Below are 12,870 nucleotides of genomic sequence, written 5' to 3'. Positions count from 1 at the left end.
ATAGTCAACCGCCCCAGACATTGCGCAAACGGGCCAGAGCCGCCTCGATCGCCGGCTCTGGTACGGCGGCAAAACCCAACACCAACCCGGCTCGCTGATCCAGCGGCGTCTGCGAGTCGGGCAACCAGTAACTGCTTAAACCAATGACCTCGACCCCGACGCTTTCGGCTTGCTCGATCAACTCGCGTTCACGAGCCACGCTGCTCACCGAAACCGTCAAATGCAGCCCCGCGGCCACACTCGGCACACTTGCAATACCCTCAATGTTTGTCGGCCAATGGGCTAACAGACAATTGCGTCGACTCAGGGCAGCCCGGCGCATGCGACGGATATGCCGCTGGAAATGCCCGGCGGCCATGAATTCGGCCATCACCGCTTGGGTGCTCACCTCAGAATGCCGCACATCCACCGCTCGACGCTGGGCAAACGCCTCCACCAATCCGGGGGGCAATACCAGGTAACCCAGTCTTAACGCCGGGAAGGCGACCTTGCCGAAGGTCCCGACATACAGCACCCGCCCCTGTCGATCCAGTGCAGCCAACGGCGCCAGGGGTGCGCCGCTGTAACGGTATTCGCCATCGTAGTCGTCCTCGACAATCCACCCGTGGGTACGTTCGGCCCACGCCAACAATTCAAGACGCCGCGCCAGACTCATCACCACCCCGGTCGGGTACTGATGCGCGGGAGTGACATAAGCCAGACGACAATCGCCCAGGCTCGCCAATTCGGTGCAGTCGATGCCCTCACTGTCCACCGCTACGCCGTGCAATCGCGCGCCAGCCACCGCAAACGCGTGACCCGCCGCCCGGTACCCAGGATTTTCAATACCGACTCTGTCGCCAGGTTCCACCAGCAGCTGTGCACAAAGGCTAATTCCCTGTTGTGCGCCACTGGTGATCACAATTTGCTCAGCCGAGCACTGCATACCCCGTGAACTGCGCAAATAAGCGGCAATCAGGCCGCGCAAGCGCGCGTCTCCCGCCGGATCGCCATAACACAGCCGCTGTAAATCCGGTTTACGCCAGAAAGCCGCGTTCAGCTTGGCCCAGACCTCGAAAGGAAATAGATCAAAGGCCGGAACGCCGACCCGAAATGCCCGAGGTGGACCACTGGGAGGCAAGGCCAAATGGTTCTTTTCAATTCGCCCCAAAGCACCGCTGTGGATAACTTCACTGGATGAAACCCCAGGTAAATCCGGCGAATTTGTGGATAAGGCTGTGGGTAACCCTGTTGAAAACCCTGTGGATACTTTTGTGGATAATTTTTTTGCCGGTAACGCGGCTTGAGGCAATAGCGCGACGTAAGTCCCGTCGCCCACACGCCCCTCGATGAAGCCTTCTGCATAAAGCTGATCGTAGGCTCGGACCACGCTGTTCCGGGAAATCGATAACGCCGTCGCCAGATCGCGACTGGCCGGCAGTCGTGTGCCGCTGGCCAGTCGTCCGTCGAGTACGCGCATTCGCAGCGCTTGATAGAGCTGACGACTCAGGCCCTGGCGGCGATCGAGTTCGATACCCGCCGGGTTGAATAATGAGGGAAGCGGCGTGTTCGACATGGTAATGGACCTATGAAATTGGTCATTAATGGCTCTTACAACAGACCAATAGCCTGCCTAGGATGCAGGCATTCGCCAAGGAATATCTCCATGTATACGCCCAGCAATTTCGCCATCCATGATTTGAATGAGCTGCATCAGCACATCCTCGGCACTCGCCTTGGGGTTTTGGTCACCCACGGTGAGCAAGGCCTGCAAGCCAGTCATCTGCCGCTGCTGCTGAATGTCGACCACGGCCCGAATGGCACCCTCTACGGCCACTTTGCCAAAGCCAATCCGCAATGGAAGGAACTGCAGAACGGCGCTGAAGCGCTGGTGATATTTGCCGCTGCCGACGCTTATGTGAGCCCGGGGTTTTATCCGGCCAAAGCCGAACACGGCAAAGTGGTGCCGACCTGGAACTACGTGGCCGTACACGCTTATGGCCCGGGCGAAGTGTTCACTGATACCGACCGCCTGCGCGATCTGGTCGGCGCATTGACCGATCGCCATGAAGCCGGTCGTGCCCAGCCATGGAAGGTCGCCGATGCTCCCGCCGACTATATCGACGGCATGCTCAAGGCCATCGTCGGTTTTGCCTTGCCGATCCAGCGGCTGGAGGGCAAACGCAAGCTCAGCCAGAACCGTAATGCCGCAGACATCGCCGGTGTGCGCGAGGGATTGGCCGCCAGCCCTGATGTTCACGACCAGGCCCTCGCTCAATTGATGCAATAAGGAACGAACATGAATCAGATCGACATCCGCCAGGTTACCGCCGACGATCACGCCGCCTGGCTGCCGCTGTGGCAAGCCTACTTGCGCTTCTACAACACCGAATTGCCCGACGCAGTCACCCAAAGCACTTGGCAGCGCCTGCTCGATCCGAGCGAACCGACCCACGGGGCGCTGGCCTGGGCCGATGGCAAAGCGGTGGGCATGGTGCATTTCATCTATCATCGCTCGAACTGGAGCATCGAAAACTCCTGCTACCTGCAAGACTTGCTGGTAGCACCCCAAATCCGCGGCACCGGTGTCGGTCGGCAACTGATTGAATTCGTCTACACCACGGCCAAGGCAGATGGCTGCTGCAAGGTTCATTGGCTGACCCACGAAACCAACGCCACCGCGATCCAGCTCTATGAGCGCATCGCCGAACGTCCCGGTTTCATCCAGTTTCGCAAAGCCCTTTAAGGTTCAAGGAGAGCAGCATGTCGACTTCACTCGCCGACTGGAAAGGTGTTCCGCCGCCTTCGGTCCAACTGATCGAAGGGTGTTTCATTCGCCTGGAAAAGCTTGACCCGGCGCGTCATGCCGACGGTTTGTGGGAAGCCCTGGAAGGCCCGGGCGCGGATCCGAAGCTGTGGGACTATTTGCCTTACGGTCCTTTTCAGGAACGCAGCGCTTTCAACGATTGGCTGAACAATCATGCAGCCAACAGCGACCCGTACTTTTTCACGGTGATCGACCGCGCCAGCGGCGACGTGCAAGGTATTCTCAGCCTGATGTCGATTGTCCCGGCTCAGGGCCGCATCGAGATCGGCCATGTGACCTTCGGCGCAGCGATGCAGCGCTCACCGAAAAGCACCGAAGCAGTTTACCTGCTGGCCAGGGAATCCTTTGCCTTGGGTTACCGGCGTCTGGAATGGAAATGCAACAACGGCAATGCCCGCTCCAAGTATGCGGCGCAGCGGTTAGGGTTCACTTTTGAAGGGGTGTTCCGCCAGCACATGGTGGTCAAGGGGCAGAACCGTGACACCGCGTGGTATTCGATTCTGGATTCGGAATGGCCGGCGATTGGCGCGGGGTTCGAGCGGTGGCTGTCCGATGAGAACCAGACGGCATCGGGGCAGGTGAAAACGTTGACGGAATGTCGCGGGTGATTTTGTGATCGTTCCCACGCTCCTGCGTGGGAATGCAGCCACGGACGCTCTGCGTTCGATCCGGAAAGCGACGCAGAGCGTCGCGGGATGCATTCCCACGCGGAGCGTGGGAACGATCTTTCAAACCAGTTTCTGGGCGAGCACCGCAATATGCTCCGGCCCGATTCCGCAGCAACCACCCAAATGGCTGGCGCCGCGCTTCTGCCAATCAGCCGCCCATTGCAGGTAACCCGGCGGGTCCAGATCGTCGCGCAATGGGTCCAGACCATCATTGGCCGTGGCCTCTTTCGGCTGCGGCGGGAAGGCATTGGCGTACGCGCCGATGTGTATTTTCACCCCCAAGCGTTCGAAGGTTTCCCGTGCCGCATCAATGGCGGCGCCGATGACTTCCGGCTGGCTGCAATTGAACAGCAAGGTCTCGACGCCCAACCCAGCCGCCACCGCGGCGGCCTCGGTTACCGGTTCACCAGAACGCAGACGCGGCACTTCGTCGGTGTCTTCATCCTTCAAGGTAAACGACAGCCAGAACGGCTTGCCATCCTTCGGCAGACCGGCATGAATCGCTCGCGCCTCGACAATCGAACTCTGGGTTTCAGCCAGCCACAAGTCGACATGCGGCGCCAGGCCGTTGACCAGCGGGCTCAGCAGCTCAGTGACCCGCGCAGCATCAAACAGGTCCGGGCGATAGGAGCCGAACAATGGCGGCAATGACCCGGCCACGCGCACGGGCTTGCCCGCCGCATCGACCGCACGCCGGGCCAGCTCACCGGCCAACGCCGCGAGGGCCTGAGCCTCAGCGGCAAAACGCTCTTCGCCAATATGGAACGGCACCACCGCATAACTGTTGCTGGTAATCACGTTGGCACCGCTTTCAATATAAGCCGCGTGCACAGCCTCTACCGCTTGCGGTGCTTCACTCAAAGCCAGCGCCGACCACTCGGGCTGCCTGAACGGCGCCCCTCGGCGTTGCAGCTCACGACCCATGCCGCCATCCAGAATTACCGTGCTGCCTGCGCCCATATGCTTTTCACTCATAAGCTTATGAAAATAACTCACTATCAGAGTCGTTCTTATAACTATTTAATACGCACCGTACCGTTAATAACAACTTCTTTTTTTCAGGGATCAACTGTGAAATTTCAACCACTGCTGGCCCTGGGCCTGACGATTCTGGCGGCCTCCACCCAAGCCTTGGCGGGTGCCACTCTGGACCGCATCGAGCAGAAGAAAGAACTGGTCGGTGTGCTGATGGAAAGCTATCCACCGTTCTCGTTTCTCAACGATCAAAACCAGCTCGACGGTTTTGACGTCGACGTGGCCAAGGCGGTGGCGGACAAACTGGGCGTCAAGCTGCGTCTGGAAACGCCGTCCTGGGACGTGATCGCCGCCGGGCGCTGGAGTGGACGTTACGACATCTGCATCTGCTCGATGACACCGAGCAAGGCCCGCGCCGAAGTCTTTGACTTCCCGGTCGAGTACTACGCCTCCCCTGCCGTGATTGTGGTCAATGCCAAGGACGACAGCATTCACAGCGCCAAGGACCTGAGCGGCAAAAAAGTCGGCCTCACCAGCGCCTCCAGCTATGAAAGCTACCTGAACAAAAACCTGGTGATCGAAGGCGCCGAAGACATCCAATTGCAGTACCCGTTCGAGAATGTGCAAATCGCCCCGTATGACACCGACAACGTCGCCTTTCAGGATTTGGGCCTGGGCGCTGGCGTGCGTCTGGACGCGATTCTCACCAACCTGGTGACCGCGCAACCGCGTCTGAACGAAGACAAACGCTTCAAGCTTGCCGGTGAACCGCTGTATTCGGAGCCGAACTCGGTGGCCATCGAAAAAGGCGATGCGCAATGGGACGCCAAAGTGCGTGATGTGTTTGCCCAGTTGAAACAGGACGGCACCTTGAGCAAGCTGTCGCAAAAATGGATTGGCGCCGACATCAGCAAATGACTTCTTTCCCCAAACCTTCTCAGCCGCCGCAACCGGTGGCTGAGTCAATGCTGCAACGGATTTTCGGTTTCCGCACCCGGCTGTACCTGACCTGGGTGGCGATGTTCGGCTTGTTCGCGAGTTTCTTCCTGAGCTTCGACCTGAAGTTCTCGATCATCCTCGACAAACTGCCGAACCTGATCGGCCTGCATCTGGCGCCCAACGGCTTTGTGCAAGGCGCAGCACTGACGTTGTTTTTGTGCCTGTGTTCAATTGTGGCGTCGTCGCTGCTGGGCTTCATCACGGCTTTGGCTCGGCTGTCGAAAAGCGCGGTGGCGTTCGGTATCGCCAGCTTCTATGCCTCGTTCTTTCGCGGTACACCGCTGCTGATTCAAATTCTGCTGATCTACCTCGGCTTGCCGCAATTGGGCATCGTGCCGGGCGCCATCGCCGCCGGCATCATTGCCCTGTCGCTGAACTACGGCGCGTACCTGAGTGAAATCTTCCGCGCCGGCATCCTCGGCGTCCCCCATGGCCAACGCGAAGCGTCATTGGCCCTGGGCATGCGCGAAACCGTGATTTTCTGGCGCGTTACCCTGCCCCAGGCCATGCGCACCATCATCCCGCCCACCACCAACCAGTTCATCTCCATGCTCAAGGACTCGTCACTGATCTCGGTGATGGGGGTTTGGGAAGTGATGTTCCTGGCGCAATCGTATGGGCGCTCGAGCTATCGCTATATCGAAATGCTCACCACGGCGGCGATTATCTATTGGTTGATGTCGATTGGACTGGAGCTGATTCAGGCGCGGATGGAGCGGCATTATGGGAAGGCGTATTTGAGCCGTAGCCAGGTTTAAAGCAAAAGGATCGCAGCCTTCGTCAGCGCCTGCATCGGGCCGACTCGCACCTGTAGGAGCGGCCCAAGGCTGCGATCTTTTGATCTTTAATATGCGGCGATGCGATAGCCCTCTTGTCTTGATTCATTGTCAGAAAAAGCGTCAGCTCAAACAGATAAAAATAGCCCCCCTCAAATAATTGGCCATTTTCTACACAACCATCTGACACTCCCCGCAAGCCCGTCGGAAGCAGCTGACATCGGCACCTATAGCCTCCCTCCTAGAGTTTGGTCTCATCTCAAAGAGGCTGTACTCGATGCCCATTCAATACAAATTCCGACCACAACATCTGGCGCTGGCCATTACGCTTGCAATGGGTTGCATAGAAACCTCCAGAGCGCAGCAACCGGAACCCCAAGTCACTTCCGATGCGCCGACTCCCAAGTCTCGTAGAAAGCCACCTAAGCTAAATAAGCGCATCGTTGATCTTCCGGCGTCCAAGGAGGTCATCGAACCACATAAAAACCCTGATCGGTCCACAAACCGGTTGGATGAAGGACAGGCAACTCCGCCTGTTACAACTAAACCGCCTGCCGTTGAAGAACCCAAAGCCAGTCAAACAGCTCAGACTCCATCCAGCCCCACAAATACCGCCGTCACGCCCCTGCTCGCCTCCACCACCGAAACAGCCTCACCAGCCATCGACCAACTGAACAGCAGCCTGAACGCCAATCTCGCCAAGGCAACTCTGAACAGCGACAGCCCAATCAGCGCGAGCATGCTTTCGGCCATGCGCCAGCTGGATAGCGCCAGTGCCTACAGCAATCCCGGCAGGCGAAACAACACACCACGCTTGGCGGCCGGCGATGAAGCCACTGGCAGGGTCTGGTTACAAGCATTGGGTCATGGCGGCACACTGGATCGCAGTCATGGCAGCAGCGCCTTGCAACACGCAACCAAAGGTCTGGTACTGGGCGCGGATTGGGCGCTCGATGAACAGTGGCGTATAGGCGTGATCGGCGGACAATCGCAGACGCGCCTGGACGGCAGCCAACTGGACGGTGATCTGGACAGCTGGCATCTGGGCGCCTACGCCCTGCGCCAAAGTGGTCAGCTGGCTTTGCGCCTGGGGGCAACTTACGGCAACCATGATGGCAGCACCAAGCGTCGGGTAGCTTTCAACGGTTTCAGCGATCGTCCAAAAGGCAGCTACGACGCCAGCACGCAACAAGCCTTTACAGAGGTCGGTTACAACCTCGGCAGCGGCAACCTCAGCGCCGAGCCTTTTGCCAACCTTGGCTACCAGCGGTATCAGCGCGACAGCTATACCGAAAAAGGCGGTGCGGCGGCACTGCAGGTCCATGGGCAAACGCAGGACAACTTCAGCAGCACCTTCGGTCTGCGCCTTGCCCAGCTCAATACACTCGAAAACGGCATGCAACTGACGCCGCGATTCAGCGCTGGCTGGAAACATACCTACGGTAATGTCGACAGCAAAGCTCAGCAGCGACTGGTTACCGGCGGCAAGAATTACACCGTTGAAGGCGCGGCCCTGGATCGCGACAGCCTGACGCTTGATGCAGGGCTGGAGCTGGCGGTTTCGGCCCGGCATACGTTGGGTGTCGGGTACAACGGCGAGCTCGGCGATAACAGCCGCAGTCATGGCGTAATGGGACAGTGGCGGATGGCATTCTGATAAAGCCACTGACTTGATGCAGAACCTGTGCAAGCGAGCCTATGTGGCGGCGACCCTTGTCGGGAAATGGTATCGCCCCGTCGGATCGTGAAGTGCCCTGCGAAGTTGAACCGCTTTCAAAGGTTAACGACTACTTCGCAGCCGAACCGGGGCGAGCCCCCTCGCCACAGGTCGCTTCCACATCTGGCAGATGGAATAGCGCATAAAAAAAGGGGAGCACATGCCCCCCCGAGGTTTAAAGCGGTCTATCGAGGCTGTTAACTCAGCCTTCGATCTCGATCAGGATTTCGCCCGGGTTTACCCGGTCGCCCTTGGCCACATGAATGGCGGTGACTTTGCCGGCGATGGCCGATTGGACTTCGGTTTCCATCTTCATCGCTTCGGTGATCAGCACGGCCTGGCCGGCTTTCACGGTGTCGCCTTCCTTGACCAGCACATCGACGATATTGCCCGGCATGGTGGTACTGACGTGGCCCGGTGCAGTGGCTTGCTTGCGCTTGCTGCTGCCGCCGCCGACGAATTCGTTGAGCGGTTCGAACACCACTTCTTCCGGCATGCCGTCGATGGACAGATAGAAGTGGCGCTTGCCTTCGGACTTGACGCCGACACCGGTGATGTCAACGCGATAAGTTTCGCCGTGAACGTCAATGACGAACTCGGTCGGCACACCTTCGCCGCCGACCGACGCCACGCCGCCCGCTTCCGGAATAGGCAGCAGCACCTCTGGTACGAGGATGCCGGCAGCACGTTCTTCGAGGAATTTGCGGCCGATGTCCGGGAACATGGCGTAGGTCAGCACGTCTTCTTCAGACTTGGCCACCGCGCCGATTTCGGCACGCAACTTGGTCATTTCCGGCTTGAGCAAATCGGCCGGACGCACGTCGATCACTTCTTCGCTGCCGATCGCCTGACGGCGCAGTTTTTCGTTCACGGTGCCCGGCGCTTTGCCGTAGCCGCCTTGCAGGTAGAGCTTCACTTCATTAGTGATGGTCTTGTAACGCTCGCCGGCCAGCACGTTGAAAAATGCCTGGGTGCCAACGATCTGCGAGGTCGGCGTTACCAGCGGCGGGAAGCCGAGGTCTTCGCGAACGCGAGGGATCTCCGCCAGCACTTCGCTCATGCGGTTCAGCGCGCCCTGCTCTTTCAACTGGTTGGCGAGGTTGGAAATCATCCCGCCCGGAACCTGGTTGACTTGAACGCGGGTATCGACAGCGGTGAATTCGCTTTCGAATTGGTGATACTTCTTGCGCACGGCGTAGAAGTACAGGCCGATCTCCTGCAACAGCTCCAGGTCCAGGCCGGTGTCGTATTCGCTGCCCTTAAGGGCGGCGACCATCGATTCGGTGCCCGGGTGACTGGTGCCGGAAGCGAAGCTGGAAATGGCGGTGTCGATGTGGTCGGCGCCGTTTTCGATGGCCTTGAGTTGGCACATGGTGGCCAGGCCAGCGGTGTCATGGGAGTGAATGAACACAGGCAGCGATTGTTCGGATTTCAACGCTTTAACCAGTTCGCCAGTGGCATACGGGGTCAGCAGGCCGGCCATGTCCTTGATCGCCACGGAATCGCATCCCATGGCTTCCATTTGCCTGGCTTGTGCCACGAACGCGTCAATGGTGTGCACTGGGCTGGTGGTGTAGGCGATGGTGCCCTGAGCATGTTTGCCGGCGGCTTTCACCGCTTCGATGGCGACTCGCAGGTTACGCACGTCATTCATCGCATCAAAAATGCGGAACACATCGATGCCATTGACCGCAGCCTTGGCAACGAAGGCTCTGACCACGTCGTCGCTGTAGTGGCGGTAGCCCAGCAGGTTCTGGCCACGCAGGAGCATTTGCAGACGCGTGTTAGGCAATGCGGCGCGCAGCTGGCGCAGACGCTCCCACGGGTCTTCTTTCAGGAAGCGGACGCAGGCGTCGAAGGTCGCGCCGCCCCAGCATTCCAGCGACCAGTAGCCGACTTTATCGAGCTTGTCGCAGATCGGCAGCATGTCTTCGGTGCGCATGCGGGTGGCGAGCAGCGATTGGTGGGCGTCGCGCAGGATGGTGTCGGTAACAAAGATCTTCTTGGACATTCTTATCTCCTCATAGCGACAAGCTTCAAGCTACAAGCCGCAAGAAAAAGCCGATCTGCTTCTACTTGCAGCTTGCTGCTTACAGCTTGCCACTGCATTCAAAGGCCTGCGTGGGCGGCGATGGCGGCGGCGATGGCCAGGGCCAGCTCTTCGGGTTTGCGCTTGATCGAGTAGTTGGTCAGTTCCGGGTGGCTTTCAACGAAGCTGGTGTTGAACTGGCCGCTACGGAATTCCGGATTACGCAAGATTTCCTGGTAATACGCGGCGGTGGTCTTGACCCCTTGCAGACGCATGTCGTCCAAAGCGCGCAAGCCACGGTCCATCGCCTCTTCCCAGGTCAGCGCCCAGACCACCAGTTTCAGACACATGGAATCGTAGAATGGCGGAATGGTGTAGCCGGTATAGATCGCTGTGTCGGTACGTACGCCAGGACCACCGGGCGCGTAGTAACGAGTGATCTTGCCGAAGCTGGGCAGGAAGTTGTTTTTCGGGTCTTCGGCGTTGATCCGGAACTGCAATGCGAAACCACGGTGCTGGATGTCTTCCTGTTTCACCGAAAGCGGCAGGCCGGAGGCGATGCGAATCTGCTCGCGTACGATGTCGATGCCGGTGATTTCTTCAGTGATGGTGTGTTCCACCTGCACCCGAGTGTTCATTTCCATGAAGTACACCTCGCCCTCGGCGAGCAGGAACTCCACGGTGCCGGCATTCTCATAACCTACGGCTTTGGCAGCGCGCACCGACAGGTCGCCGATGTAGGCGCGCTGTTCCGGGGTCAGTTGCGGGCTCGGGGCGATCTCGATCAGCTTCTGGTTGCGACGCTGGATCGAGCAATCACGCTCAAACAGGTGCACCACGTTGCCAAAGCTGTCACCGAGAATCTGCGCTTCGATGTGTTTCGGATTGACGATGCATTTTTCCAGGAACACTTCCGCCGAACCGAACGCCTTGGTGGCTTCGGAAATTACCCGCGGAAAGGCTTGTTCTAGTTCTTCGCGACTGTTGCAGCGACGAATGCCGCGTCCGCCACCCCCTGAGGTGGCCTTGAGCATGACCGGGTAACCGATGCGATCGCCCTCGGTCAGGGCTTCTTCGATACCCGACACGTTGCCTTCAGTGCCCGGAGTGACCGGTACGCCAGCCTTGATCATGCTGCGGCGAGCTTCAGTCTTGTCGCCCATGCGGCGAATCACTTCAGCCGCTGGACCAATGAATTTGATACCGCGTTCGGCGCAGATATCTGCCAGTTCGGCATTTTCCGAAAGAAAGCCGTAGCCGGGGTGCAGCGCATCGCAACCGGTTTCCACTGCCAGGTTCACCAGCTTGCGCGGGTTCAGGTAGCCGGCCAGGGGCTCGGCACCAATGCTGTGGGCCTCATCCGCACGCTTGACATGCAAGGCATGGCGGTCGGCGTCGGAATAGATCGCGACCGAGCGAATGCCCATCTCGGCGCAGGCACGCACGATTCGTACGGCAATTTCACCACGGTTGGCGATCAGGATCTTTTTTATCACTTGGAGGTTCCCTTGAGCCGGTGATACCCACGACCTGTCACACCAGGTCGACGCGTGACCAAATGTTTCAATTCGGTCGCAGGTCCACACTAGCTCTCACAAGGGATTAACAAAAATGAATAATAATTGGGTTACACATAAGCAAAGACTTATAGTTAAGGCATCAGCCTTCGCTCAGGGTCTCTAGAAAATGCGTAAGTCATTGATGCGTATGACATTGCGTCAATTGCAGATCTTCAATGAGGTGTGCGACTTAAGGTCCTACAGCCGTGCAGCCGACGAAATGTCTCTCACACAACCTGCCGTGAGCCTACAGATTCGTCAACTCGAAGAGCTGATCGGTCAGCCGTTATTCGACTACGTCGGCAAAAAACTCTACATGACCGAGGCCGCCGAAGCCCTTCAACGCGCCAGCCGAGACATTTTCGGGCGCCTGGAAAACCTCGATATGCAGCTGTCAGACATGCAAGGCTCATTGCAGGGCCAACTGAAACTGGCGGTGGAATCCAGCGCCAAGTATTTCGTACCGCACCTGTTTGCTGCTTTCAAACGCCAGCATCCCGAAGTGAACCTGCACCTGACGGTGGTCAACCGTGGCCAAGTCATCCGGCGCCTGTCGGATAACCGTGATGATCTGGTAATCATGTCGATGGTCCCACAGGACATGGGGCTGGAATTCCTGCCGTTCCTCAATAATCCGATCGTCGCGGTGGCACCGCCGGATCATCCGTTGTGCCACATGGGGCCATTGCGCTTGCAAGATCTGGAACCCTACACGCTGCTGTTGCGTGAACCCGGCTCCGGCACACGACTGGCATGCGAAGAGTACTTCAAAGAGAAGCGCGTGCATTTCACCCAGATCCAGGAGGTGGCTTCGGCTGAAGCGCAGCGTGAATGCGTATTGGCGGGTCTGGGCCTGGCGCTGTTGACGCGCCATGCCCTGAACCTTGAATTGGCAACCGGGGGATTGATCGAGTTGCCAGTCGAAGAGCTGCCGCTGTATCGCAGCTGGTGCCTGGTACAGGCCAAGGCCAAACGGCTGTCACCGGTGGCCCACGCCTTCCTTGCATTTATTCGCAGCGAGCGGATACAGATCAGCGCGCTGGTTGAGCGTTTCGACGGGAAGTTGCGGGAGCCGCCTGCCAGTAATTGAGTTCCAGATCGTCAGGAAACTCGCCAATTTCGGCCAGAAGCTGGCGGCGTTCGCTACGATCTTCGATCGCACGACGAAATTCCATGCGGCGCTGATCTTCTTGCTGACGGCGGGTTTTGACGGCGCTGTTGCGTTCTTCGTAGGGCTGAGCCATTTCGAGTCTCCCAAGGCGAGTACGGGAGTTTCAAGATAGGCGCCAGGGATGACGGTTTGGCGGCTTGTAGGTTACAGACTGATGAAATTCATCAAAT

General features: G+C 58.5%; 11 protein-coding genes and 1 pseudogene. 7 read left to right on the top strand and 5 right to left on the bottom strand.

The features are described 5' to 3' along the window. Positions 1-4: 4 nt before the first annotated feature. Entirely contained in the window at positions 5-1,555 is a 1,551-nt protein-coding gene (locus tag FHW68_RS12645; RefSeq protein WP_183680635.1) for a PLP-dependent aminotransferase family protein, read from the bottom strand. 90 nt (positions 1,556-1,645) lie between these two features. On the opposite strand from FHW68_RS12645, the gene FHW68_RS12640 reads away from it, so the two are divergent. Genes FHW68_RS12640 through FHW68_RS12630 form a run of 3 tightly spaced genes read left to right on the top strand, consistent with a single transcriptional unit; the run spans position 1,646 to position 3,414 of the window. Continuing rightward, on the top strand, positions 1,646-2,269 hold the full coding sequence (locus FHW68_RS12640) for an FMN-binding negative transcriptional regulator (RefSeq protein ID WP_095632840.1): 624 nt from the start codon (positions 1,646-1,648) through the stop codon (positions 2,267-2,269). A 9-nt stretch (positions 2,270-2,278) separates the two neighbouring features. Next, positions 2,279-2,725, top strand: coding sequence for a GNAT family N-acetyltransferase (locus FHW68_RS12635; protein WP_183680633.1), 447 nt, complete (start codon positions 2,279-2,281; stop codon positions 2,723-2,725). Positions 2,726-2,742: 17 nt separating this feature from the next. Continuing rightward, entirely contained in the window at positions 2,743-3,414 is a 672-nt protein-coding gene (locus tag FHW68_RS12630; RefSeq protein ID WP_183680631.1) for a GNAT family N-acetyltransferase, read from the top strand. Between the two features lie 120 nt (positions 3,415-3,534). Here FHW68_RS12630 and FHW68_RS12625 read toward each other — a convergent pair whose 3' ends face one another. Beyond that, positions 3,535-4,434 (bottom strand): homocysteine S-methyltransferase family protein, encoded by a 900-nt coding sequence (locus tag FHW68_RS12625; RefSeq protein WP_095632837.1) that lies wholly within the window; start codon positions 4,432-4,434, stop codon positions 3,535-3,537. Positions 4,435-4,545: 111 nt separating this feature from the next. On the opposite strand from FHW68_RS12625, the gene FHW68_RS12620 reads away from it, so the two are divergent. The 3 genes and pseudogenes from FHW68_RS12620 to FHW68_RS12610 form a co-directional block, all read left to right on the top strand. Then, positions 4,546-5,367 carry an ABC transporter substrate-binding protein gene (locus tag FHW68_RS12620; protein WP_095632836.1) on the top strand — a complete coding sequence of 274 codons (822 nt, stop codon included), beginning with the start codon at positions 4,546-4,548 and terminating at the stop codon, positions 5,365-5,367. After that, complete coding sequence (locus FHW68_RS12615) at positions 5,364-6,206, top strand: amino acid ABC transporter permease (protein ID WP_183680629.1); 843 nt, start codon at positions 5,364-5,366, stop codon at positions 6,204-6,206. The genes FHW68_RS12620 and FHW68_RS12615 overlap by 4 nt, the downstream gene beginning before the upstream one ends. A gap of 571 nt (positions 6,207-6,777) precedes the next feature. Further along, positions 6,778-7,881, top strand: a pseudogene (locus FHW68_RS12610) (autotransporter domain-containing protein); the annotation flags it as partial. A gap of 262 nt (positions 7,882-8,143) precedes the next feature. Here FHW68_RS12610 and oadA read toward each other — a convergent pair. Together oadA and FHW68_RS12600 are read right to left on the bottom strand one after the other, a co-directional pair. After that, a complete protein-coding gene (oadA, locus tag FHW68_RS12605; protein WP_095632833.1) occupies positions 8,144-9,952 on the bottom strand; it encodes a sodium-extruding oxaloacetate decarboxylase subunit alpha in 1,809 nt (602 codons plus the stop codon). Between the two features lie 98 nt (positions 9,953-10,050). Next, entirely contained in the window at positions 10,051-11,466 is a 1,416-nt protein-coding gene (locus tag FHW68_RS12600) for an acetyl-CoA carboxylase biotin carboxylase subunit (protein ID WP_095632832.1), read from the bottom strand. Positions 11,467-11,671: 205 nt separating this feature from the next. Here FHW68_RS12600 and FHW68_RS12595 point away from each other — a divergent pair, with 205 nt between their 5' ends. Next, a complete protein-coding gene (locus tag FHW68_RS12595) occupies positions 11,672-12,619 on the top strand; it encodes a LysR family transcriptional regulator (RefSeq protein ID WP_168185092.1) in 948 nt (315 codons plus the stop codon). Here FHW68_RS12595 and FHW68_RS12590 read toward each other — a convergent pair. Continuing rightward, positions 12,561-12,773 (bottom strand): PA3496 family putative envelope integrity protein, encoded by a 213-nt coding sequence (locus FHW68_RS12590; RefSeq protein WP_095632830.1) that lies wholly within the window; start codon positions 12,771-12,773, stop codon positions 12,561-12,563. The two genes, FHW68_RS12595 and FHW68_RS12590, sit on opposite strands and share 59 nt — an antisense overlap. Positions 12,774-12,870: the final 97 nt, after the last annotated feature.

The organism is Pseudomonas sp. Tn43, assembly GCF_014192635.1.
Taxonomy (GTDB): Bacteria; Pseudomonadota; Gammaproteobacteria; order Pseudomonadales; family Pseudomonadaceae; genus Aquipseudomonas.
The sequence above is the reverse complement of the archived record's forward strand: the minus strand, read 5'-3'. Positions and strand labels throughout refer to the sequence as shown.

What these genes read in the sequence shown, in the direction of transcription:
- FHW68_RS12645 (WP_183680635.1), bottom strand. Translation starts at nt 1,555, where the DNA reads ATGTCGAACACGCCGCTTCCCTCATTATTCAACCCGGCGGGTATCGAA.
- FHW68_RS12640 (WP_095632840.1), top strand. Translation starts at nt 1,646, where the DNA reads ATGTATACGCCCAGCAATTTCGCCATCCATGATTTGAATGAGCTGCAT.
- FHW68_RS12635 (WP_183680633.1), top strand. Translation starts at nt 2,279, where the DNA reads ATGAATCAGATCGACATCCGCCAGGTTACCGCCGACGATCACGCCGCC.
- FHW68_RS12630 (WP_183680631.1), top strand. Translation starts at nt 2,743, where the DNA reads ATGTCGACTTCACTCGCCGACTGGAAAGGTGTTCCGCCGCCTTCGGTC.
- FHW68_RS12625 (WP_095632837.1), bottom strand. Translation starts at nt 4,434, where the DNA reads ATGGGCGCAGGCAGCACGGTAATTCTGGATGGCGGCATGGGTCGTGAG.
- FHW68_RS12615 (WP_183680629.1), top strand. Translation starts at nt 5,364, where the DNA reads ATGACTTCTTTCCCCAAACCTTCTCAGCCGCCGCAACCGGTGGCTGAG.
- oadA (WP_095632833.1), bottom strand. Translation starts at nt 9,952, where the DNA reads ATGTCCAAGAAGATCTTTGTTACCGACACCATCCTGCGCGACGCCCAC.
- FHW68_RS12595 (WP_168185092.1), top strand. Translation starts at nt 11,672, where the DNA reads ATGCGTATGACATTGCGTCAATTGCAGATCTTCAATGAGGTGTGCGAC.
- FHW68_RS12590 (WP_095632830.1), bottom strand. Translation starts at nt 12,773, where the DNA reads ATGGCTCAGCCCTACGAAGAACGCAACAGCGCCGTCAAAACCCGCCGT.